20 protein-coding genes are annotated in these 20,474 nt (G+C 62.3%); 11 read left to right on the top strand and 9 right to left on the bottom strand.

Annotated elements, in window-relative coordinates; genetic code table 11:
* Positions 1-47: 47 nt before the first annotated feature.
* The 3 genes from recG to gntU all read right to left on the bottom strand — a co-directional run bounded on the left by recG (position 48) and on the right by gntU (position 5,144).
* Positions 48-2,117, bottom strand: a complete 2,070-nt coding sequence (recG, locus tag AACW87_RS01160; RefSeq protein WP_241326348.1) for an ATP-dependent DNA helicase RecG — start codon at positions 2,115-2,117, stop codon at positions 48-50.
* 190 nt (positions 2,118-2,307) lie between these two features.
* A complete protein-coding gene (gene pssA, locus AACW87_RS01155) occupies positions 2,308-3,657 on the bottom strand; it encodes a CDP-diacylglycerol--serine O-phosphatidyltransferase (RefSeq protein WP_241326347.1) in 1,350 nt (449 codons plus the stop codon).
* Between the two features lie 146 nt (positions 3,658-3,803).
* Positions 3,804-5,144, bottom strand: coding sequence for a gluconate transporter (gene gntU, locus AACW87_RS01150; RefSeq protein WP_241326346.1), 1,341 nt, complete (start codon positions 5,142-5,144; stop codon positions 3,804-3,806).
* Positions 5,145-5,389: 245 nt separating this feature from the next.
* On the opposite strand from gntU, the gene AACW87_RS01145 reads away from it, so the two are divergent.
* From AACW87_RS01145 to AACW87_RS01130, 4 genes are all read left to right on the top strand, one after another.
* The gene (locus AACW87_RS01145; RefSeq protein WP_241280504.1) at positions 5,390-5,899 is read left to right on the top strand and encodes a gluconokinase; all 510 of its coding nucleotides are present in this window, start codon (positions 5,390-5,392) and stop codon (positions 5,897-5,899) included.
* The gene (gene edd / locus AACW87_RS01140; protein ID WP_241326345.1) at positions 5,896-7,692 is read left to right on the top strand and encodes a phosphogluconate dehydratase; all 1,797 of its coding nucleotides are present in this window, start codon (positions 5,896-5,898) and stop codon (positions 7,690-7,692) included. Before AACW87_RS01145 ends, edd begins: the two co-directional genes overlap by 4 nt.
* A gap of 9 nt (positions 7,693-7,701) precedes the next feature.
* The gene (locus AACW87_RS01135; protein ID WP_241280506.1) at positions 7,702-8,343 is read left to right on the top strand and encodes a bifunctional 4-hydroxy-2-oxoglutarate aldolase/2-dehydro-3-deoxy-phosphogluconate aldolase; all 642 of its coding nucleotides are present in this window, start codon (positions 7,702-7,704) and stop codon (positions 8,341-8,343) included.
* A gap of 137 nt (positions 8,344-8,480) precedes the next feature.
* Positions 8,481-9,173 (top strand): helix-turn-helix transcriptional regulator, encoded by a 693-nt coding sequence (locus tag AACW87_RS01130; RefSeq protein WP_241326344.1) that lies wholly within the window; start codon positions 8,481-8,483, stop codon positions 9,171-9,173.
* On the opposite strand, the gene AACW87_RS01125 is transcribed toward AACW87_RS01130, so the two are convergent.
* Together AACW87_RS01125 and AACW87_RS01120 are read right to left on the bottom strand one after the other, a co-directional pair.
* Positions 9,162-9,551 carry a nuclear transport factor 2 family protein gene (locus AACW87_RS01125; protein ID WP_241280508.1) on the bottom strand — a complete coding sequence of 130 codons (390 nt, stop codon included), beginning with the start codon at positions 9,549-9,551 and terminating at the stop codon, positions 9,162-9,164. The genes AACW87_RS01130 and AACW87_RS01125 overlap by 12 nt on opposite strands.
* A gap of 114 nt (positions 9,552-9,665) precedes the next feature.
* Positions 9,666-10,673, bottom strand: coding sequence for a substrate-binding domain-containing protein (locus tag AACW87_RS01120; protein ID WP_241326343.1), 1,008 nt, complete (start codon positions 10,671-10,673; stop codon positions 9,666-9,668).
* Between the two features lie 89 nt (positions 10,674-10,762).
* On the opposite strand from AACW87_RS01120, the gene AACW87_RS01115 reads away from it, so the two are divergent.
* Entirely contained in the window at positions 10,763-11,413 is a 651-nt protein-coding gene (locus AACW87_RS01115) for a Qnr family pentapeptide repeat protein (protein WP_043136421.1), read from the top strand.
* Between the two features lie 114 nt (positions 11,414-11,527).
* Here AACW87_RS01115 and AACW87_RS01110 read toward each other — a convergent pair whose 3' ends face one another.
* Both AACW87_RS01110 and gpmM read right to left on the bottom strand, forming a co-directional pair.
* On the bottom strand, positions 11,528-12,928 hold the full coding sequence (locus tag AACW87_RS01110; RefSeq protein ID WP_241326342.1) for a peptidoglycan DD-metalloendopeptidase family protein: 1,401 nt from the start codon (positions 12,926-12,928) through the stop codon (positions 11,528-11,530).
* Positions 12,929-12,937: 9 nt separating this feature from the next.
* Positions 12,938-14,467: a 2,3-bisphosphoglycerate-independent phosphoglycerate mutase gene (gene gpmM / locus AACW87_RS01105; RefSeq protein WP_043554032.1), complete on the bottom strand. Its 1,530-nt coding sequence runs from the start codon at positions 14,465-14,467 to the stop codon at positions 12,938-12,940.
* Between the two features lie 325 nt (positions 14,468-14,792).
* On the opposite strand from gpmM, the gene AACW87_RS01100 reads away from it, so the two are divergent.
* Genes AACW87_RS01100 through gpsA form a run of 3 tightly spaced genes read left to right on the top strand, consistent with a single transcriptional unit; the run spans position 14,793 to position 16,749 of the window.
* Entirely contained in the window at positions 14,793-15,224 is a 432-nt protein-coding gene (locus tag AACW87_RS01100; protein WP_042866955.1) for a rhodanese-like domain-containing protein, read from the top strand.
* Positions 15,225-15,271: 47 nt separating this feature from the next.
* Positions 15,272-15,742, top strand: coding sequence for a protein-export chaperone SecB (gene secB, locus AACW87_RS01095; protein WP_005319808.1), 471 nt, complete (start codon positions 15,272-15,274; stop codon positions 15,740-15,742).
* Positions 15,743-15,744: 2 nt separating this feature from the next.
* Positions 15,745-16,749 (top strand): NAD(P)H-dependent glycerol-3-phosphate dehydrogenase, encoded by a 1,005-nt coding sequence (gpsA, locus tag AACW87_RS01090; protein WP_043136411.1) that lies wholly within the window; start codon positions 15,745-15,747, stop codon positions 16,747-16,749.
* 245 nt (positions 16,750-16,994) lie between these two features.
* Here gpsA and nfuA read toward each other — a convergent pair whose 3' ends face one another.
* Positions 16,995-17,573: a Fe-S biogenesis protein NfuA gene (gene nfuA / locus AACW87_RS01085; protein ID WP_011704302.1), complete on the bottom strand. Its 579-nt coding sequence runs from the start codon at positions 17,571-17,573 to the stop codon at positions 16,995-16,997.
* A 229-nt stretch (positions 17,574-17,802) separates the two neighbouring features.
* Complete coding sequence (locus tag AACW87_RS01080; protein WP_241326341.1) at positions 17,803-18,531, bottom strand: ComF family protein; 729 nt, start codon at positions 18,529-18,531, stop codon at positions 17,803-17,805.
* A 38-nt stretch (positions 18,532-18,569) separates the two neighbouring features.
* Between AACW87_RS01080 and bioH the strand changes: the two genes are divergently transcribed.
* From bioH to AACW87_RS01065, 3 genes are all read left to right on the top strand, one after another.
* Positions 18,570-19,334, top strand: coding sequence for a pimeloyl-ACP methyl ester esterase BioH (gene bioH / locus AACW87_RS01075; RefSeq protein ID WP_241326340.1), 765 nt, complete (start codon positions 18,570-18,572; stop codon positions 19,332-19,334).
* Positions 19,335-19,405: 71 nt separating this feature from the next.
* Positions 19,406-19,639 (top strand): hypothetical protein, encoded by a 234-nt coding sequence (locus tag AACW87_RS01070; protein ID WP_042866965.1) that lies wholly within the window; start codon positions 19,406-19,408, stop codon positions 19,637-19,639.
* Position 19,640: 1 nt separating this feature from the next.
* Positions 19,641-20,441: a putative metalloprotease CJM1_0395 family protein gene (locus tag AACW87_RS01065; protein WP_241326339.1), complete on the top strand. Its 801-nt coding sequence runs from the start codon at positions 19,641-19,643 to the stop codon at positions 20,439-20,441.
* The last annotated feature ends 33 nt before the right edge of the window (positions 20,442-20,474 follow it).

Here is a 20,474-nt window from a genome sequence, read left to right as displayed (position 1 = left end):
CGTGTCTGTCCATCAGGCAATGTGCCCATCTTCTGCATTTGCCTTGGTCAGGCATTGGAATAGTGATCCCGTAAACCGAGCCAGCGCCGTATCAAGGGATCGACATGGTTTGGATGACGGTCCATGAGGAAGCGCGCCATCTTCTGCACCTGCGGGATGAGCGACTGATCGCGTACCAGGTCGGCAATCTTGAGATCGGCCAGCCCGGTCTGACGGGTACCGAGCAGTTCCCCCGGGCCGCGCAGCTCGAGATCGCGCTGGGCGATCAGGAAACCGTCGTTGGTCTCCCGCAACACTCCGAGCCGGCTCTGGGCCGTCTTCGACAGGGGAGCATGATAAAGCAGCACGCAGTGGGAGGCCACAGAGCCGCGACCGACCCGGCCGCGCAACTGGTGCAGTTGGGCAAGCCCGAGCCGCTCCGGGTTTTCGATGATCATCAGGCTGGCGTTGGGCACGTCCACCCCGACCTCGATGACTGTGGTGGCGACCAGCAGCTGCAATATGCCCGCCTTGAACTCCTCCATCACCCGCTGCTTCTCGATGGGGCGCATCCGGCCGTGCACCAGCCCGATATGCAGGCCGGGCAGCTGGTTTTGCAGCTCGGCGGCGGTATCCTCGGCGGCCTGGCACTCCAGCACCTCGGACTCCTCGATCAGGGTGCAGACCCAGTAGGCCTGCTTGCCCTCTTCACAGGCCAGCTTGACCCGCTCTATCACATCCTGGCGACGGCTGTCCGGCAGCGCCACCGTGGTGATGGGGGTTCGGCCCGGCGGCAGCTCGTCGATGATGGAGGTGTCGAGATCGGCATAGGCGGTCATCGCCAGGGTGCGGGGAATGGGGGTGGCTGTCATGATGAGCTGATGGGGATGGACACCCTCCCGCTCCCCTTTTTCGCGCAGGGCGAGGCGCTGGTGCACCCCGAATCTGTGCTGTTCGTCGATGATCACCAGCGCCAGGCGCTGGAACACCACCTGCTCCTGGAAGATGGCGTGGGTGCCCACCACCATCTTGACGCTGCCGTCGGCGATGGCGGCGAGCTGAGCCTCCCGCGCCTTGCCCTTCTGCTTGCCCGCCAGCCAGCCGACCCCGATGCCGAGCGGAGCCAGCCAGTGGCCGAAGTTGATGGCGTGTTGCTCGGCCAGCAGCTCGGTCGGGGCCATCAGCCCCACCTGGCAGCCGTTGCCGATGGCTTGCAGTGCTGCCAATGCCGCGACCAGCGTCTTGCCTGAGCCCACGTCGCCCTGCACCAGCCGCATCATGGGGTAGCTGCGTTGCAGATCCTGGCCGATCTCCGCGACCACCCGGTTCTGGGCACCGGTGGGAGTGAATGGCAGGGCGCCGAGCAGTTGTTCGACCAGCGCGGGCGCCGGTTTGAGGACTCGGGCCAGCTGGGTTTGCGCCTGGGCACGGACTTTCAGTACCGAGAGGTTGTGGGCCAGCAGTTCCTCCAGCACCAGTCGCTGCTGGGCCGGGTGCTGGCCGCTCTCCAGCAGCGCCAGCGCTACCGAGGGGGGCGGGCGATGAAGCAGGCGCAGGGCGGCGGCCAGTTCGATCTGCTGGGGATAGAGGCCGGCGGGCAGCAGCTCCTCCACTCCGTACAGGTCGAGCTGGGCCAGCGCCTGATCGGTGAGGCTGCGCAGGGTGAGCTGGCGCAGCCCTTCCGTGGTGGGGTAGACGGGGGTGAGCGCCTCTTCGGTCTGGCCTGCCTGTTCTTCGCCGAGCAGCTTGTACTCGGGGTGGGCCATCTCCAGCCCGTATTTGCCGGGGCGCACCTCGCCGAAGCAGCGGATCAGGCGGCCCTGGCCCAGGCTGTTCTTCTGGGCGGCAGTGAAGTTGAAGAAGCGCAGGGTCAGGGTGCCCGTGCCGTCGCTGATGCGACAGACCAGCATGCGGCGGCGGCCCATCACCAGCTGAGTGTCCTGGATTTCGCCCTCGACGGCGCCGTGCAGCCCGGGCGGCAGATCGCCGATGGGCCACACCTGGGTACGGTCCTCGTAGCGCAGGGGGAGGTGGAACAGCAGATCCTGTACCGTCGCCAGCCCCAGCCGCTCGAGTTTCTCCTGCATCTTGCTGCCGACGCCCTTGAGGCTGTCGAGGGAGATTTTATCCAATTTCATCAATTAGATGCCCGAAAACACTGTAAATATGTCCAGATGATAGGGGTTGTTGATGGCTCGATGCAAGCCGCGTTGCAGTGAGCCGGGCCGGCCGGGCGGCTGAAAAAAGGTGGTGGCCACATGTGACAAAGGCCTGCCGAAAAACGGGAGGCCTTTGTTGCAGCTGCCTGTGGGCGCGATGCGCCCGGCGTCAGATGATGCGTTTGAGCAGGATATGAGCCCTGACCCTGTGGATCCGGGCCAGCAGCTTGCGCACCTGTTCCGGGTAGTCCTTGATCTGCTCAATCTGATCGAAGTGGCTGATCCGCTTGGTGTTGGCGAGTATGTTCTCCCGCTCCCCGTTGAACTGGGCACGCAGGTGATGGCGACGATCGTACACCAGCAGACCGTTCTCCAGATCCAGCGCCCAGGCGCGGGGGTTCAGGTTGTTGCCGGTGAGCAGCGCCCACTCGTCATCCACGAAGATCCCCTTGAGGTGGTAGGAGTTGCGCTCGCAGCACCACAGCATCAGGTTGAGACGGCCGGCATCGATGTGATGCTGGTTGCGCTCGGCAAACTTGCGCAGATTGGTCTCGTACAGATAGGGCAGGCCGCCTATGGTGGAGAATTTCTCCTCCGGCGGGATGAAGAAGTCGTTGGCCGTCTTGTCACCCACCACTATGGTCACCTTGCAGCCGCGCTTGAGCAGGGCCTCGATGTCCTTGTTCAACTCCTTGGGCGGGTTGAAATAGGGGGTGCAGATGAAGATCTCCCGCTCGGTGGCGCGCACCAGGGTACGGATCATCTTGTTGAGCTGATTGCCCCGCTTGCCCAGCCCCGTCATCGGAGTGATGGCGATCTCCTGGCTGTTGACCGGCATGCTCTCGAAGCGGTACTGGCCCAGGCGCAGGCTGTGCTTGAAGCGGCGGATCGGCCCCTTCAGCTGCTTGGCAGTGGGGATGCCGCTGCGATCCAGCCGCTGTACCGCTTCGCTCTTGAGGAAGAGATCGTCCACATAGTGGACCATGCAGCGGGTCAGCTCGGGGCTGGTGATCTGGTGATAACGGTCGAAACGGTAGCGATCCTGCTGATGCAGGTAGATGTCGTTGAGGCTGGCACCCGAGTAGAGCAGGGTGTCATCGAAGATGAAGCCCTTGAGGTGCAGCACGCCGAGCAGTTCGCGCCCCTTCACCGGCACGCCGTAGATGGCGATCTGGTGTTCGTGGCGGGCGGCCATTTCCTGATACATCAGGTGGTTGCCCCCCTGCTTGCCCTTGCCGATCAGACCGCGCTGGGCACGGTGGAAGTCGACGAAGAGCTTGATGTCCAGGGCCGAGTTGCGCTGCTTGGCGGAGTAGAGGGCGGACAGTATCTCCCGTCCCGCTTCGTCATCCTGCAGGTAGAGGGCCACCAGATAGATGCGGTGAGTCGCGCTGGCGATGAGCGAAAGGATCCGGCTCTTGAAGTCCCGGGCGCTGTTGAGCACCTGAAACTGATCTGCGGCGACGGCGATCTGGGGCAGACGAGCCAACAGCTGTCGATAGTGTGCCGATGAATGCATAGAGAAACCTGAAATCACTGCGTTAAGCGTTCCACTCGGAGCGATGGATAGGCGATTCTAGCAACCTCGACCTGTTAGCCAAAGAAAGAATCGTCATAAAGATGAAAAAGGCCTCACATCGGAGGCCTTTTCGACAGCGGTTATGTTCAAAGGAAGCTGTAGATGATCATCGCCATGACGCCGCCCGTGGTGCCTATGATGGTCTCCATCACTGTCCAGGTCTGCAGGGTCTGCTTCTCGGAGAGGCCTAGATAGCGGTTGGCCAGCCAGAAGCCGGAGTCGTTGACGTGGGAGAGCACTATGGCCCCGCCCCCGATGGCGATGGTCACGGCGGCCAGCTGGGCACCGTTCAGGCCGAGCGGTTCCAGCATGGGCAGCAGCAGACCGCAGGCGGTCAGCATGGCGACGGTGGCGGAACCCTGAATCACCCGCACCGCGGCCGCCAGTATGAAGGCCAGCGCGACTATGGGCAGGCCGGAATCCGCCAGCATGTTGCCAAGGGCGGCACCCACCCCGGAATCCACCAGGATCTGTTTGAACACACCACCGGCGCCGGTCACCAGTATGATGACGCCGGCCGGCTGGATAGCGCTGTTGCAGACGCTCATCACCTCGTCACGGGACATGCCGCGACGCACCCCCAGCAGGTAGAAGGCGGCCAGACAGGCGACCATGATGGCGGTGAAGGGGTGACCGACGAACTCCAGCCAGTTGTGCAGGGTGGATCCCGCCTCGACGAAGCGGCCGACTATGGTCTTGAGACCTATCATCAGCAGCGGCAGACCGATCAGACCCATGGCCAGCCCGAACGAGGGCAGGGTCTTGCTGTCGTCGTGGGCGCTGCTCTGGGCATCGGCGGGCAGCGGCACATCCACCACCTTGCTGATCAGCTCCCCGAACAGCGGGCCCGCCAGGATCAGGGCCGGCACGGCGGCGATCAGGCCGAACAGTATCATGTAGCCAAAATCGGCCCCCAGCTGGGACGCCACCAGAATGGGACCCGGCGCCGGGATCAGGAACGCCTGGCAGGTGGCGATGCCCGCCAGCAGTGCTATGCCGATCTTCACCACGCTGCCGCCGCCGCGACGGACGATGGCAAAGGCCACCCCGATCAGCAGCACCACGGCCACGTCGAAGAAGAGCGGCAGTGCGCAGATGAAGCCGGTCAGTGACATGGCCCAGTTGGCGCGCTTGACGCCGAAGGTACCGAGCAGGGTATGAGCCACCCGGTCGAGGGCGCCGGTGACCTCCATCACCTTGCCGAACATGGCGCCCAGCGCCACCACCACGGCCACGAAGCCCAGGGTGCCGCCCATCCCTTTCTGGATGGTGTTGGCGATCTCGGCCGGGTTCATGCCAGCGGCAAGGCCGGCCACCATGGAGACCAGGATGAGGGAGACGACCGCGTGCAGGCGGGCCTTCATCACCAGAAAGAGCAGCAGCACTATGGAGCCGGCGGCCGTCATGATCAGGGAGAGGTCAGACATTGTTGTGCGTTCCTTGTTCCAGATTCAGTATCGACACCCTGCCGATCCATTGGCAGGCCATATCTTTATGATTTATTTAGATTTATGGCCAGGGCTCTAGCTCGCTTGCCCAGGTGACTGTGAGTTCGCTCAGTCTGTGGCAGACTTCACATTTCTTGTTGTTACCGGTAACATGTTACCGGTAACGTGCTAAGTTAGAACCCATCGGCAGCACGATTTTTGAAAAATGGGATAGAGGTCAAACAATGGCGGGCAAGAGCATTATCGTGATGGGTGTGTGTGGTAGCGGCAAGTCCAGCGTCGGCCTCAAGGTGGCCCAGGCGCTGGGGGCCAAGTTCATCGATGGCGATGATCTGCACCCCAGGGCCAATATCCAGAAGATGGCCGGTGGCAACCCGCTCAACGACGAGGATCGCGCCCCCTGGCTGGAGCGGATCCGCGATGCGGCCTACAGCCTGGAACAGAAGAACGAGGTGGGCGTCATCGTCTGCTCGGCCCTCAAGAAGCAGTACCGCGACCAGATCCGCGAGGGCAATGACTCGGTGCATTTCCTGTTTCTGGACGGTGATCAGCCGCTGATCCTCGAACGGATGCGGGCACGCAAGGGCCATTTCATGCGGGAAACCATGGTACAAAGTCAGTTCGATACCCTGGAGCGCCCGGATGGCGAGGCCGGTGTATTTCACATCGATATAGACGGCACCTTCGAACAGGTGGTTGATCGGGCCGTCACAGCATTGGAGCAAGCCCAATGATCCATCAGGTTATTTCCAGCGTCACTGCCCGCATTCGCGAGCGCAGTGCCGCCCGTCGCCAGACTTTTCTGGCCCGCATTCAGCGCCAGGCCGAGCAGGGCAAGACCCGCGCCGCCCTGGCCTGCGGCAACCTGGCGCACGCCGTGGCCGCCTGCAGCAGTGACGAGAAGGGGCGCATCCTTGACATGACCCGCGCCAACGTCGGCATAGTCACCGCCTACAACGACATGCTGAGCGCCCATCAGCCCTATCAGGGCTACCCGGACATCATCAAGGCCGCGCTGGCCGAACTGGGCCACAGCGCCCAGGTGGCGGGTGGCGTACCGGCCATGTGCGATGGCGTGACTCAGGGCCAGCCCGGGATGGACATGTCCCTGTTTTCCCGCGATCTGATCGCCCAGGCGACCGCGCTCTCCCTCTCTCACAACACCTTCGACGCCACCCTGTTGCTCGGCATCTGCGACAAGATAGCCCCGGGCCAGATCATGGGTGCGCTCTCCCACGCGCACCTGCCCACCGCCTTCGTGCCGGCCGGCCCCATGGCCAGCGGCATCAGCAACGATGACAAGGTGAAGGTGCGCCAGCAGTACGCCGCCGGTGAACTGGGCCGCGACGCCCTGCTGGAGATGGAGTGCGGCGCCTATCATGCGCCGGGCACCTGCACCTTCTACGGCACAGCCAACACCAACCAACTGGTGTTCGAGGCCATGGGCCTGATGCTGCCGGGCTCCGCCTTCGTCCATCCCCACAGCGAGTTGCGCCACGCCCTCACCGAAGAGGCCGCCCGCCGCATCAGCGCCATGATCCCGGGCTCCCCGGCCTACCGCCCCCTGAGCGAGGTGCTGGACGAGCGCTCCCTGGTCAATGGTCTGGTGGCCCTGCTTGCCTCCGGCGGCAGCACCAATCACAGCATCCACATGGTGGCGCTGGCGCGGGCCGCCGGCCTGCACCTGACCTGGGATGACATCAGCGACCTCTCGGACGTGGTGCCGCTGTTGGTGCGCATGTACCCGAACGGCCCGGCCGACGTCAACGCCTTCGAACAGGCGGGCGGGGTGCCCGGCCTGATGCGCCGTCTGGCGCAAGAGGGGCTGATCCACATGGATGCCACCCCTGTGTTTGGCGAGATGCAGGATTACCTCAGCCGTCCGGCACTGGTGGATGGCAAGCTGGTATGGCAGCCGGTGGGTGAAAGCAGCGACGGGAGCGTGTTGTCGCCGACCGGTTCCGTATTCCAGGCGACCGGTGGTACCAAGCTGCTGGCGGGCAATCTGGGCCGCGCCGTGGTCAAGGTCTCCGCCGTGGCTCCCGAGTATAGAGTCATCGAAGCGCCCGCCCGGGTTTTCTCCTCCCAGCATGCTGTGGAGGCGGCCTACAAGGCTGGCAGTCTCAATCAGGATGCCGTTATCGTGGTGCGCCACAACGGCCCGGCCGCCAACGGCATGCCGGAGCTGCACAAGCTGATGCCTGTGCTCGGCAATCTGCAGAAGGCGGGCCACAAGGTGGCGCTGGTCACAGATGGCCGCCTCTCAGGCGCCTCTGGCAAGATCCCGGCGGCCATCCATGTCACCCCGGAAGCCTTGCACGGCGGCGCCATAGGCCTGCTGCGCGATGGCGATCTGCTGCGGGTAGACGCGGTGACTGGCCGCCTCGACTGCCTGACCGATTTGAGTGGCCGTACCCAGGCCGAGATTGACCTCACTCTGGAACAAGAGGGGTGGGGCCGTGAACTGTTCAGCGTGATGCGTCGCGCGGTATCGAGCGCCGAGTGCGGCGCCACCATCTTTGATTAAGGAAGCGTTATGCAAAACTGGAAAGTGACCCCTGCCGAGGTGTTTGCCGCCTCTCCGCTGGTACCCGTGATGGTCATCAACGATCTGGAACAGGCCCTGCCGATGGCCAAGGCGCTGCTGGACGGCGGCATCTCCGTATTCGAGATCACCCTGCGTACCCCGGTGGCGCTCGATGCCATCGCCCTCATCGCCAAGGCGATGCCGGATGCCATGGTCGGCGCCGGTACCGTGCTCAACTGCGCGCAGTTTGATGCGGCCGTGGCCGCCGGTGCCCGCTTCGTCATCTCCCCGGGGATGACACCGGCGCTGCTGGCCCATGCCGCCAACAGCACGGCACCCTTGATACCGGGTGTTGCCACCGCTTCCGAAGTGATGCAGGCGCTGGAGGCAGGCTACGACCATCTGAAGTTTTTCCCGGCCGAAGCGAACGGCGGCACCAAGGCGCTGGCTGCCATCGCAGCACCGCTTCCCCAGATCAAGTTCTGCCCCACCGGCGGCATAGGCCCGAAAAACGTGGCCGACTATCTGGCGCTGAAATGCGTCGCCACCGTCGGCGGTTCCTGGATGCTGCCGGCCGATGCGGTCAAGAGCGGCAACTGGGAGGAGGTGACTCGCCTCTCTCGCGAAGCGGTCGAGCTGGTTACACGCTAAGCGCCGGTAGTGCAGAAAAATCAGACAGGCCACCCTCGGGTGGCCTGCTTTTTGGTCGTCCTAATGGTGAAAAAGCCATTTGCAGCACGCAGCCTGCTCCCTTATGGTTATGGCCGGTTTCTCTCCGGCTGGCCGACATGTCCTTTCTCCATCGTTCCTGCCCGCAAGGGCACTTCACCCCGCTGCACTGCCATCCACAGGCCCAGTATTGCTACATGCACGATGGCGGCGGCGTCATCACGGGAGGCGGTGCCAGCGAGCTGCTGGTCGCCGGCCAGCTCTGTTTTATTCCTAAGGGCTGGGAGCACGAGTTTCGCGCGCTGCGCCACACACGTCTCTCGCTCATCTATACAGCGCCGTCCGGGCATGATCCTTTTGGTCTGCGTCAGGTGACCCCCTTGCTGGCTGGTCTCTTTGCCCGTCTTGCCGAGTTGGGGGAGGGAAACGAGTGCGAGGCCTATTTGATGGTGATCGGCCACGAACTGGCACGCGCTGTCCCGCAGGCGGCTCAGCCTGCGCTTGCAGCCAATCTCGATCCACGCCTGCTGCGGGTGCTGGAGCGGGTCTGTCAGGCTCCCTCTGTCAACATTGCACTGGCGATGCTGGCAGAGGATTGCGGCGCCTCGGTACGCACCCTCAACCGACTCTTTCTCCAGCAGTTGGGTTGCACCTTTCGTCAGTGGCGGGAGCAGGTGGTGATGGGACGGGCGCGTCAGCTACAGCATCAGGGGCTCACGTTGGCGCAGATCGCCGACCAGCTCGGCTATGAGGATCCTGATGCCTTCTCTCACGCTTTCCAGCGCTTTGTGCGGTGCGACTCAGCGCCGTGAACCTATGTCCTCGTCCTGCGCGCTGCCAGTCAGCAGGCAGGTTACCTCGTCGGTCTGGCAGATCCTGCCGTGGTGAAAGGTAAAGAGGCCGCTCACCTTGCAAACGAGGGGGAGGCCATCGTGACGGGTGGCCCGCACCACGTGGGTCGAGTGCACTCTCTCCCCTTGCGCCAGCATGGCGATAAAATCGATTGATGCACTCGCCAGATGGTTTCTCAGTGCCGCGATGTGCTGGCGGAAAGCCGCGTAGTCGAGCTGCTCGCCATTCACTTGCTGGCAGTAGTCCGGAGTGAACCACTGGTCGAGTTCGGCAAGGGTAAAGCTGGGATCGCAGATCACGTGTTGCAGGCAGGTTTGCAATCTCTCGGTGTTGTTCATCTTCTGCTCCTGATGATGTGGTCGGGATGTCGGGCCAGCATAGATCAGGGGACGGAGAGAACAGGCGGGAGGATGCGCCATCATGGCTGGTAAATGCGCCATGATGGCAGTGGGTCAGCCCAGGCTGTCCCCTTCATAGAGGGAGAAGCCCATGTCGAGCTGGGTGTCGGCCAGTGGTTGACCGTTGAGGCGGGCGAGCAGCATGGTGGCTGCCGCACGGCCTATCTCCTTGCGCGGGGTGACGATACTGGCCAGCTTGGGGGTCATGGCATGGCCTATGTCGAGGGCGTTGCTGCCGGCGATGGCAATCTGCTGCGGTACGGGTATCCACTTGGCCTGACACTGCAGCAGGGCGCCCACCGCCAGGTCATCGTTGGTGCAGAACAGGCCGTCGAGGTCGGGGTAGCACACCAGCGCCTGATCCAGCAGCTGACCACCCAGGGTGAAACTGGAGGACTGCTCGGTCAGCAGGTGCTGGCCGGTCAGGCCATAATCGCCCATCGCCTGGTAGTAACCCTCCATCCGGAGCTGGGTGCGCACGTCGAGTCGCGCGCCGAGATAGACCAGCTTGCGTCGGCCCCGGCGCAGCATCTCTGTTACCATGGCCCGGGCGGCGGCCCTGTGATCCATCCCCACCACCATGTCGATGGGGGTCTGCGGCAGATCCATGGTCTCCACCACAGGAATGCCGGCGGTGGCGATCATCTTGCGGGTGCGCTCCGTGTGCTGGCTGTCGGAGAGGATCAGGCCGTCCACGTGATAGGAGAGCAGGGAGGCCACCTGCTCCTCTTCCCGTTCAGGGCTGTAGCCGTAGTGGGCGAGCAGGGTCTGGTAGCCGGCGGGCCGGGTCACCGACTCTATGCCGTGCACCACGGCGGAGAAGACCTGGTTGGAGAGGGAGGGGATCAGTATGCCGATCGCCCTGCTGGTGGCGTTGGAGAGAATGTCCGGCGCCCGGTTGGGGATGTAGCCAAGCGCCTCCACCGCGGCGGCGATCCGCTCACGGGTGCCCTCGGCCACGGCCTGCGGATCGCGCAGGTAGCGGCTGACGGTCATCTTGGTGACCCCGGTCTGGTCGGCTATGTCCTGCAGAGTGGGGCGGCGCTTTCGGGTATCGTTCATCTCGGGATCCGGCAAAAATGTTACAGGTAACATTACCGTTTTTGTTTAACAAAGTCAGCATATGACGCCATCGGCAGAGGACTATTCGCATGATCAAGGGCAAGTGCTTCGAGGGGAAGCGTTTCGAACAGCAGTATGTGGCGCAAGAGTGTTTTACTGAGTGCCGCTTCATCGACTGCAACTTCTCCTGGCTGGACTTGAGCGAGAGCCGCTTCGTCGACTGCAGTTTCTACGAGCGGGAGCGCGAGCTGGGCTGCCAGCTGCAGGGCTGCGATCTGCGGGAGGCCAGCTTCCTGCGCTGCGATCTGACCCTGGCAGATCTCAGCCGCAGCCAGTGCCTGGGGCTGGAGATGCGGGACTGCCAGGCCATGGGCATCAACTTCGCCCGCGCCAGCTTCGCCAACCAGATCACCGTCAAGAGCTACTTCTGCGAGGCGCATCTGACCGGCAACAACTTCAGCTATGCCAACTTCGATGGCTGCCTGCTGGAGCGCTGCGAGCTCAGCGGCAATCGCTGGCAGGGGGCCAACCTGCTGGGGGCCTCGCTGGCCGGCTCCGATCTGAGCGGTTCAGAGTTCGGCCAGATAGAGTGGACCAGCTTCAACCTGCAGGGCTGCGATCTGCGCCAATGCGATCTGCCCGGGCTGGATCTGCGTCGGGTCAACTTGGACGGGGTGCAGATCAATGAAGAGCAGCAGCAGGGGTTGCTCGAACAGCTCGGCCTCATCGTCTTCCCCTGATCCCGGCGGTCGAAAACGAGGTAAGTTTTCGTCATTCGATGCCGCCGACAGGGCCGTCGGCGACGATCAAAAAAGCCTGCGTCATGCAGGCTTTTTGTCATCGCGTGTGCGGGGTCAGCGTTTGGCCAGCCACTTGGTCGGGTTGATGGCTTCACCCTGATAGCGGATCTCGAAGTAGAGGCCGGGTCTGTCCTGGCCGCCACTGTCGCCGACCAGCGCCACGGGTTCGCCCTGTTCCACGCTCTGGCCCACCTGCCGCAGCAGCGACTGGTTGTGACCGTAGAGGCTCATATAGCCCTTACCATGATCTATGACCAGCAGCATGCCGAAGCCATCCAGCCAGTCGGCGTACACCACCTGGCCCGGTGCGACCGCCTTGACCTGGGTCCCTTCGCTGGCGCCAATCAGGGTGCCCTTCCACTTGAGCTCGGCAGTGCGGGGTGAGCCGTAGGAGATGAGGATCGGGCCCTGCACCGGCCAGCGCAGGCTGCCGTTGGTACTGAGGCCGCCGTAGCCGCCACTGCTTGGCTTGCTGCTGCGCGCGGCGGCTTGCTGCTCCGCCACCCGGTTCTGTTGTTCGGCGACTTTCTGCTGTTGGGCCGCGAGCCGTTGCTGCTCGCCGACCTGTCGCTGCTGCGCCGCGATCCGCTGCTGTTCTGCAATCCGTTTCTGCTCGGCGGCCAGGCGCTGGGCCTCCAGGCGGCGCTGGCGCTCCTGCTCGGCCTTCAGCTTGGCCAGCCGTTCCCGCTCGGCCCGTTCACGGCGCTCCTGCTCTTCCCGCTGGCGACGCAGCTCTTCCAGCCGGGCCTTCAGGGCTTTCTCCGCCTTGACCAGCTTGGTCAGCTTCTGTTCGTCATCCTGTACCGACTGCTGCAGCTGGTTGCGTACCTTGGCGCGGCTCTGCTGGCTGGCCAGCAGGCTCTGGTGATGTTGCTGCTGTTCGCTCAGCAGGGTTTGCAGCTTGTTCTCGGTCTCTTTGGTAGCCTGCTGGTTTTTCGCCAGCTTGGTGCGGGTCGTGCGCAGGGCTTCGATGGCCTCGATGCGGGCCTTGTTGAGGTAGTCGTAGTAATCGAGAGAGCGGCTCAGTTTGGCCGGATCCTGCTGATTGAGCAGCAGTTTGAGGTAATCGTGGTTGCCCGCCTGGAAGGCGCTTTCCGCCTGCTTGGCCAGCAACTGCTTCTGATGGCTGGCCTGTTGTTCCAGATCCAGCTTGTCCTGTTGCAGGCCCACCAGTTTTTGCTGATTCTGTTTCAGCTGTTGCTTGGTCTGCTCGAGCTTGGCCGCCGCGGCAGAGATGGCCTGCTCATCGGCCTTGAGCTGGGTGTTGAGTTTGGCCAGCTCCTGCTTGCTGAGCTTGATGGTCTTCTGTTGCTCTTTGATCTGGGACTGCATGGTGCCGAGCTGCTGATTGGCAGCCAGGGCCTTGCCCGCGATAAACGACAGGCAAAAAAACAGCGCGCCGGCCAACAGGCCGACGCGACTGGTTTTGTTTGAAATAACTTCGCATCCCCGCATGGGGAAGGATTATTTCAGAATCATCAGGGGCTTGCCAGTCATTTCCGGCGGGACCGGCAGACCCATCAGGGTCAGCATGGTCGGAGCCAGATCGGACAGTTTGCCACCTTCAACCACCTCGGACTTGCGACCGAAATAGATGAGGGGAACCGGCAGGTTGGTATGGGCTGTGTGGGCCTGACCCGTCTCTTCGTCCAGCATCTTCTCGGCGTTGCCGTGGTCGGCGGTGATCAGGCACTCGCCACCCACTTCGGCCAAGGCCTCGGTGACACGACCGATGCAGTGGTCAACCGCCTCACAGGCTTTGACGGCCGCATCGAACACGCCGGTGTGACCGACCATGTCGCCGTTCGGGTAGTTGCAGATGATGGTGTCGTACTTGCCGCTCTTGATGGCGGCAACCAGCTTGTCGGTCAGCTCTTCGGAGCTCATTTCCGGCTGCAGGTCATAGGTGGCCACTTTCGGGCTGGCGACGATCTCGCGGTCTTCGCCGGTGAAGCAGGACTCTTCGCCACCGTTGAAGAAGAAGGTGACGTGGGCGTACTTCTCGGTTTCGGAGATGCGCAGCTGGGTCTTGCCCTGCTTGGCCAGCCACTCACCCAGGGTGTTCACCAGGGCGGTCGGCGGGTAGGCGCAGGCGGTTTTGATGTCGGCCGCGTATTCGGTCAGCATCACGAAGTTCAGCGCCGGGGTGGCGGCACGGGCAAAGCCGGTAAAGTCGCTGTCGACGAAGGCGCGGGTGATCTCGCGGGCGCGGTCGGCACGGAAGTTCATGAAGATCAGCGCATCGCCATCCTGCATGGGGGCGGCAGCACCGATGCGGGTGGCTTTGACGAATTCGTCGTTCTCGTCGCGGGCATAGGCGGCGGCCAGGGCTTCGCTGGCGCTGTCGGCGGTGAACTCGCCCTTGCCCTGAGTCATCAGGTCATAGGCTTGCTGCACGCGATCCCAGCGGTTGTCACGGTCCATGGCGAAGTAGCGGCCGATCATGGAGGCGAAACGACCCTTGCCCAGACGGGCAAACAGGGCATCGAACTGTTCGATGGAGGACTGGGCGGAACGCGGCGGCACGTCGCGGCCATCCAGGAAGGCGTGGAAATAGATCTGCTCGGCGCCACGCTTGGCGGCCATTTCGATCATGCCCATGATGTGCTCTTCGTGGCTGTGTACGCCACCCGGGGACATCAGACCCATGATGTGCACGGCCTTGCCCTTGGTCACAGCACCGTCAACAGCCTTGGCCAGTTCGACGTTCTGGAAGAAGTCGCCGTCCTTGATCTCTTTGGAGATGCGGGTCAGTTCCTGATAGACGATGCGACCGGCACCTATGTTGACGTGACCCACTTCGGAGTTACCCATCTGACCATCCGGCAGACCCACGTCCAGGCCGGAGCCGGAGATTAGGGTGCTGGTGTAGTCACGGGCGAGACGGTCGAGGTTGGGAGTCTTGGCGGCAGCGACGGCGTTGTGCTCTTGCTTGGTGCTGTAGCCCCAACCGTCCATGATGACCAGAACCAAAGGTTTCTTAGCTGTTGACATAAGGCTATGTCCTCTCGGATAGGAATGAATTGCGGGAAGTGAAACTAGCGTAATATTACTACATCTGCCGAAATAGTCACCTGATAGCCAAGCCCAGGCCCGCCGTCGTTCAGGACTGTTGCCAGCCTGTTTCCCCTTTGTCGCCGGCTTGTCTCCCGGCTCGAAGAATCCTCGCCTCAAGGCGTCGGACGCCACTTTTTATTCCGATCCTTTATCGTGCCCCTGCCCGATGGGAGCCCGCTCCCGCTTTGCCGCCAAGATGGCTGATCTTGGTGGGGTCCCCATGTATACTCGGGCCCTTGTCTTGGTCCCTGGATAGTAGAAGATGCAAGAGTATTTGGATTTTGCGGCCCGTAACCCGCTGCTGACCGCAGCCTGGTTCGGCCTGGCAGGCACCCTGGTTTACACCACTGTGCGTGCTCGTTTTTCTCCGGTTAAGACGGTGAACAACCACACGGCTACCCTGCTGATCAACCGTGAAAATGCCACAGTGGTGGACATTCGCAGTCAGGAAGAGTTTGCCAAGGGCCATCTGGCCGGTGCCCAGCACCTGCCGCTCAGCCAGATCCAGAGCAATAACCTGGGTCCGGTTGAAAAGCATAAAGATGCCCCCATCATAGTGGTGTGCGAGTCGGGGATGACCGCTGGTGGCGCGGGTCGCCAACTGAGCAAGGCCGGTTTCAAGCAGGTGTATGTGCTCAGCGGTGGCATGGCCCAGTGGCGTGCAGATAATCTGCCGGTGACCAAAAAACGCTGATTTAAGGGCCTGCGCCCACATATTTTCTTAAAAAGGAATCAAACGAAATGGCTGACGAAATCAACAACCAGGAAGTACAACCGGAATTCCACATCCAGCGTGTTTACACCAAGGATGTCTCTTTCGAAGCCCCGAATACCCCGCACATCTTCCAGAAAGAGTGGCAGCCGGACGTCAAGCTGGACATGGACACCAAGACCAACATCCTGGCTGACGGCGTGTATGAGGTTGTGCTGACCCTGACCGTGACCTGCAAGCTGGAAACCGAGACTGCCTTCCTGTGTGAAGTGCAGCAAGCCGGTATCTTCACCATAGGCAACCTGCCGGAGCCGCAACTGGCTCACTGCCTGGCCGCCTTCTGCCCGAACATCCTGTTCCCGTATGCCCGCGAAGCCGTGGCCAACATGGTGAGCAAGGGTTCCTTCCCGCAGCTGAACCTGGCACCGGTCAACTTCGATGCCCTGTTTGCCCAGCACATGGCGCAAGCACAGGCCCAGCAGGCGACTGCGGAAGCCTGATAATGGCTGACCAGATCGCTATCTCAGTCTTGGGGGCGGGGTCTTATGGCTCCGCCCTTGCCATTTCTCTGGCGCGCAACGGTCATCCGACCCTGCTGTGGGGTCACGACCCTGCCCATGTCGCCGAGCTGGAACAAGACCGCTGCAACAAGGCTTTTCTGCCGGATGTCCCTTTCCCTGCCGATCTGCAGCTGACCGCCGATCTGCAGGCGGCGGTGCAAGCCGCGCCCGTGCTGCTGCTGGTAGTGCCGAGCCATGTGTTCGGCCAGGTGCTGGCTCAGGTCAAGCCCTTCCTGCGCCCCGATACCCGTATCGCCTGGGCCACCAAGGGGCTGGAACCTGACAGCGGCCGCCTGCTGCAAGACGTGGCCCGTGAGGTGCTGGGTGAGGCGATCCCGCTGGCGGTGATCTCCGGTCCCACCTTCGCCAAGGAGCTGGCCGCCGGCCTGCCGACCGCCATCTCGGTGGCGTCGACTCACGACGACTTCGCCGACGATCTCTCCCTGTTGCTGCACTGCGGCCGTTCGTTCCGGGTCTATACCAATCCGGACTTCGTCGGTCTGCAGCTGGGCGGTGCCGTCAAGAACGTCATCGCCATCGGTGCCGGTCTCTCAGATGGGCTGGGATTTGGCGCCAACGCCAGAACCGCGCTCATCACCCGGGGTCTGGTGGAGATGCAGCGTCTGGGCGCGGCCCTGGGTGCTGACGCCAAAACCTTCATGGGGATGGCGGGGCTCGGGGATCTGGTGCTGACCTGTACCGACAACCAGTCGCGCAACCGTCGCTTCGGTCTGGCCCTCGGGGCCGGCAAGAGCGTGGATACCGCCATGGCCGAGATAGGTCAGGTGGTGGAAGGCTATCGCAACACCAAGGAGGTGCATCTGCTGGCGGCCCGTTGTGGCGTCGAGATGCCCATCTGCGAGCAGATCTTCCAGGTGCTCTATCAGGGCAAGAACCCGAAAGAGGCCGCCATCGCCCTGCTCAGTCGGGACAAGCGCGACGAATAAGAGCAAATCCCATTAGGCTGTTTTATTAGCCATTTTGAACCTGGGCAGTGCTCGAAATCCTCACGTATGCCTATACGCTCCGGTTTCTGCGCGCTGTCCGTGTTCAAACTGCCGTCAACAACGACGCCTACTGAGATAGGCTCATTCGGTTCGCCGGATAGCAAAAGGCCCCGCCAGATTGGCGGGGCCTTTTTATGTGCAGCAAGGGAGATCAAGCCTGGCGGGTGATCGCCACTGGCACAGGATCAATAGTAGGAGTGATCGCCGCGCTGGTGCTCGGTGGCATCTTTGACGCCGTTGAGCTCGCCCGGGAATTTCTCCAGCAGCTGCTTCTCGATCCCCTCTTTCAGGGTGTAATCGACCATGGAGCAACCGTTGCAACCGCCGCCAAACTGCAGGATGGCCAGCTTGTCTTCGGTCAGCTCGACCAGGGTAACCTTGCCGCCGTGACCGGCCAGCATGGGGTTCACCTCGGACATCAGCACATATTCGATGCGGTCGATCAGCGGTGCATCGTCGGCCACCTTGCGCATCTTGGCGTTTGGCGCCTTGAGGGTGAGCTGGGAGCCCATCTGATCGGTGACGAAGTCGATGGTGGCATCGACCAGGAAGGGGGCGCTCAGAGGATCGACCAGGCAGTCGAAGCCGCTGAAGGGCAGGTGTTGATCTTCCGGATCGACCGCATCGGGTGGGCAATATGATACGCCGCACTCGGCATTCTGGGTTCCCGGATTGACCACAAACACCCGGATATTGGTGCCATCAGGCTGTTTTTCCAGCAGTTTACGGAAATGGGCCTGGGCGGTGTCGGAAATGCTGATCATCACTATCCTCATAAACCTGAGTGTACGACTAGGGTATTCATGATAACTCGCTTGGCAGTGCTTGGGTAGCATGCTGATGGCGCCGAGCATATGTCAAATATACCTATGGCCGCCTGATGTGGATGAGCCTGCGGGATACATGCCGCGGATTATTGAGGATGTTTGCGGGGGCGGCATACATCTCTGTGGCAGCCTGATGTGCCTGAGCTTGCGGTAGCCATGCCGAGTGTCATTTGAGGTGTTTGAGCGTGCGGCAAATGGCCCACACCTCCACTTTTGCGATGCCGCTCTCGTGCAGCACTCGGGTGAGTTGGCCTGCCGTCGCCCCCGTGGTCACCACATCGTCGAGCAAGGCCACGTGCTGGTAACGGTGGGGCTGGATCTGGAAGGCACCGCGCAGATTCCGTCGTCGCTGAGCGGCACTGAGCCTGGTCTGCTGCGGGGTGGCTCGGGTTCTGCGCAGCAGCCGGGTGTCGCAGGGGATGCCGGTGATCTCGCTGAGGGTGATGGCTATCTCCTCCGCCTGATTGAAGCCGCGCCACCACAGTCGCCACCAGTGCAGGGGAACCGGAATGATGGCCTCGGGGAGATCGTCTCTCTCCAGATGATCGGCCAGCAGACGGGCGAGCAGCGGCGCCAGCAGGATCTGGCCAGAATATTTCAGCTGCGGAATGAGCATGGAGTAGGGGGCCTGGTAGTCGCCAATGACCTGCAGCCGCTGCCAGGGCGGTGGCCTGCGCTGGCAGCGCCCGCAGACAGCTTCGGTTTCTCCGTCAGGTTCCGGCAAGGGCGCCGCACACAGGCTGCATTTGCGATAGGGCTGGTGGAGGGCCTGCTGGCACCAGCTGCAGAGCAGTGGCTGTGTATCGCAAGGCTGTTGGCAGAGCAGACAGTGGCCCTGCCAGTCGGCATGGTTGCCAAGGATCGGACTTGCTTTGGCGAGCAGCCGCTTTAACATGCTGACCCCAAGAGAATGAACAGGGATCTTGAGTCTAGATGAGCGTATCGGTAGAGCGATTTGGTCAGGGGCCCGATCTGGTGCTGTTGCACGGATGGGGCATGAATGGTGCAGTTTGGCATGGTATTGCCCAGCAGTTGGCGGCCCATTATCGGCTGCATCTGGTGGACTTGCCCGGGTTTGGCAACAGTCCGCTGGCCGACGGGAGTGAGTACTCCTTGCCCTGGCTGGCTGAGCAGATTGCCGCCGTCTTGCCGCAGAAGTGCCATCTGCTCGGCTGGTCCCTCGGTGGTCTGGTGGCGAGCCAGTTGGCGCTGACCCAGCCTGAGCGCTGCCAGAGCCTGATCACGGTGGCGAGCTCCCCCTGCTTCATGGCCCGTGACGACTGGCCGGGGATAGCCCCCAAGGTGCTGACCGGCTTCAATCAGATGCTGGCGGGTGACTTCAAGCAGACCATAGAGCGTTTCCTCGCGATCCAGGCCATGGGCAGTGAGCACGCCCGGGATGATATCCGCCAGCTGCGCCATTGGTTGGCAGAGCGTCCGGCTCCCCAACTTGCGGCACTGGAGGCTGGACTCGGTCTGCTGGCTGACGTTGATCTGCGCGATGAGCTGGCAACGCTGAGCCAGCCCTGGCTGCGGGTCTATGGCCGACTGGATTCGCTGGTGCCCAAGGCGGCCATACCACTGCTGGACGAACGCTACCCAGCCAGTCACAGCCTGGTGCTGGAAAAGGCCTCGCACGCACCCTTTATTTCCCATCCACAGCAGTTCGTTGAAATCATTCGACATTTTGTTGGTTGAAAAACAACCTATTTGCTTCATTAATCCTCTGGCGTGACGGATAATTAATCCAGTGTCAGAGGAGTGTCATCATGCGTATAGATTCTGCATTGAACAGCGGAGTACAAGGGTTTCAGCGAGCGGAACAGATTGCCGACAAGGCATCCAGCCAGATCGCCCGGCTCAACACCCCGAGCGGTGATCAGGTACAGCTGCCTGATGAGTTGGTCAACCTCAAGGTGGCCGAAGTACAGGCCGGAGCATCTGCCAAGGTGATCCAGACCGCCAGTGATGTTATGGGTACCCTGATCGATATCCGGGTGTGACATGAACATCAATGTCAGTCTGCCGACCATTATTCCTAATCAGCTGCAACCGCAGACGGAATCGGCACGCACTGACAATCGCCGTGCAGCCCTCATCCCCCAGACCCGTCAGAGCGAGGCATTCAATGCCGAGCCTGAAGTCGGCTCACAGAAAGACAAGTCCAAGGCCAGCCAGGCCAATCCCAACCAGACCTCCCAGCAGACGCGGGAAGCTTCCCAGACCGGCAATCCGCAAACGCCGGTTGATCACCGCTTCGTGGAGGCCACGGGTGAAGACGGGCAGCGCAACAAGCAACAGCAGGATCCCAGACAGCAGGAGCAACAACAGAAGCAGGAGCTGCAGATCAAGGAGCTGGCCGACAGGGATCAGGAGGTACGGACCCACGAGCAGGCACATCAGAGCACTGGCGGCCAGTATGCCAGCAGTCCGACCTATCAGTTCTCGATGGGACCGGATGGCAAGCGCTACGCTACCGGCGGTGGCGTCTCCATCGACATCGGAACCATTCCCGGCGATCCCAGGGCGACTATCGCCAAGATGCAGCAGGTGCGTGCCGCCGCCCTGGCCCCGGCCGATCCTTCCGCACAGGATCTGAGCGTGGCCAGAAGTGCCGCCGCCAAGGAGGCTCATGCCCGCAAGGCGCTACTCTCATCCGACCCAGACTCCACCTTGGCGGCCGATGGCAGCGCCAAGACGGGCGTGCTGAATGGCTACATGGAGCAGCGCAACCAGGTCATTGCCCAGCGTTATCAACAGGCGGTCAGGCCTGCTGCGCAGCAAGGTTTCAGCCTGAACGTCTGAGCGCGGCGCCACTCTGCCCCCTGATTTTTCGAT

Origin of the sequence: Aeromonas sp. MR7 (genome assembly GCF_963899385.1) — a bacterium.
GTDB classification, from domain to species: domain Bacteria; phylum Pseudomonadota; class Gammaproteobacteria; order Enterobacterales; family Aeromonadaceae; genus Aeromonas; species Aeromonas bestiarum.
The sequence above is the reverse complement of the archived record's forward strand: the minus strand, read 5'-3'. Positions and strand labels throughout refer to the sequence as shown.

What these genes read in the sequence shown, in the direction of transcription:
- pssA (WP_241326347.1), bottom strand. Translation starts at nt 3,657, where the DNA reads ATGCATTCATCGGCACACTATCGACAGCTGTTGGCTCGTCTGCCCCAG.
- edd (WP_241326345.1), top strand. Translation starts at nt 5,896, where the DNA reads ATGATCCATCAGGTTATTTCCAGCGTCACTGCCCGCATTCGCGAGCGC.
- AACW87_RS01145 (WP_241280504.1), top strand. Translation starts at nt 5,390, where the DNA reads ATGGCGGGCAAGAGCATTATCGTGATGGGTGTGTGTGGTAGCGGCAAG.
- recG (WP_241326348.1), bottom strand. Translation starts at nt 2,117, where the DNA reads ATGAAATTGGATAAAATCTCCCTCGACAGCCTCAAGGGCGTCGGCAGC.
- gpmM (WP_043554032.1), bottom strand. Translation starts at nt 14,467, where the DNA reads ATGTCAACAGCTAAGAAACCTTTGGTTCTGGTCATCATGGACGGTTGG.
- AACW87_RS01120 (WP_241326343.1), bottom strand. Translation starts at nt 10,673, where the DNA reads ATGAACGATACCCGAAAGCGCCGCCCCACTCTGCAGGACATAGCCGAC.
- AACW87_RS01070 (WP_042866965.1), top strand. Translation starts at nt 19,406, where the DNA reads ATGCGTATAGATTCTGCATTGAACAGCGGAGTACAAGGGTTTCAGCGA.
- nfuA (WP_011704302.1), bottom strand. Translation starts at nt 17,573, where the DNA reads ATGATCAGCATTTCCGACACCGCCCAGGCCCATTTCCGTAAACTGCTG.
- AACW87_RS01125 (WP_241280508.1), bottom strand. Translation starts at nt 9,551, where the DNA reads ATGAACAACACCGAGAGATTGCAAACCTGCCTGCAACACGTGATCTGC.
- bioH (WP_241326340.1), top strand. Translation starts at nt 18,570, where the DNA reads ATGAGCGTATCGGTAGAGCGATTTGGTCAGGGGCCCGATCTGGTGCTG.
- AACW87_RS01130 (WP_241326344.1), top strand. Translation starts at nt 8,481, where the DNA reads ATGTCCTTTCTCCATCGTTCCTGCCCGCAAGGGCACTTCACCCCGCTG.
- gpsA (WP_043136411.1), top strand. Translation starts at nt 15,745, where the DNA reads ATGGCTGACCAGATCGCTATCTCAGTCTTGGGGGCGGGGTCTTATGGC.
- secB (WP_005319808.1), top strand. Translation starts at nt 15,272, where the DNA reads ATGGCTGACGAAATCAACAACCAGGAAGTACAACCGGAATTCCACATC.
- AACW87_RS01100 (WP_042866955.1), top strand. Translation starts at nt 14,793, where the DNA reads ATGCAAGAGTATTTGGATTTTGCGGCCCGTAACCCGCTGCTGACCGCA.
- AACW87_RS01080 (WP_241326341.1), bottom strand. Translation starts at nt 18,531, where the DNA reads ATGTTAAAGCGGCTGCTCGCCAAAGCAAGTCCGATCCTTGGCAACCAT.
- AACW87_RS01110 (WP_241326342.1), bottom strand. Translation starts at nt 12,928, where the DNA reads ATGCGGGGATGCGAAGTTATTTCAAACAAAACCAGTCGCGTCGGCCTG.
- gntU (WP_241326346.1), bottom strand. Translation starts at nt 5,144, where the DNA reads ATGTCTGACCTCTCCCTGATCATGACGGCCGCCGGCTCCATAGTGCTG.
- AACW87_RS01135 (WP_241280506.1), top strand. Translation starts at nt 7,702, where the DNA reads ATGCAAAACTGGAAAGTGACCCCTGCCGAGGTGTTTGCCGCCTCTCCG.
- AACW87_RS01065 (WP_241326339.1), top strand. Translation starts at nt 19,641, where the DNA reads ATGAACATCAATGTCAGTCTGCCGACCATTATTCCTAATCAGCTGCAA.
- AACW87_RS01115 (WP_043136421.1), top strand. Translation starts at nt 10,763, where the DNA reads ATGATCAAGGGCAAGTGCTTCGAGGGGAAGCGTTTCGAACAGCAGTAT.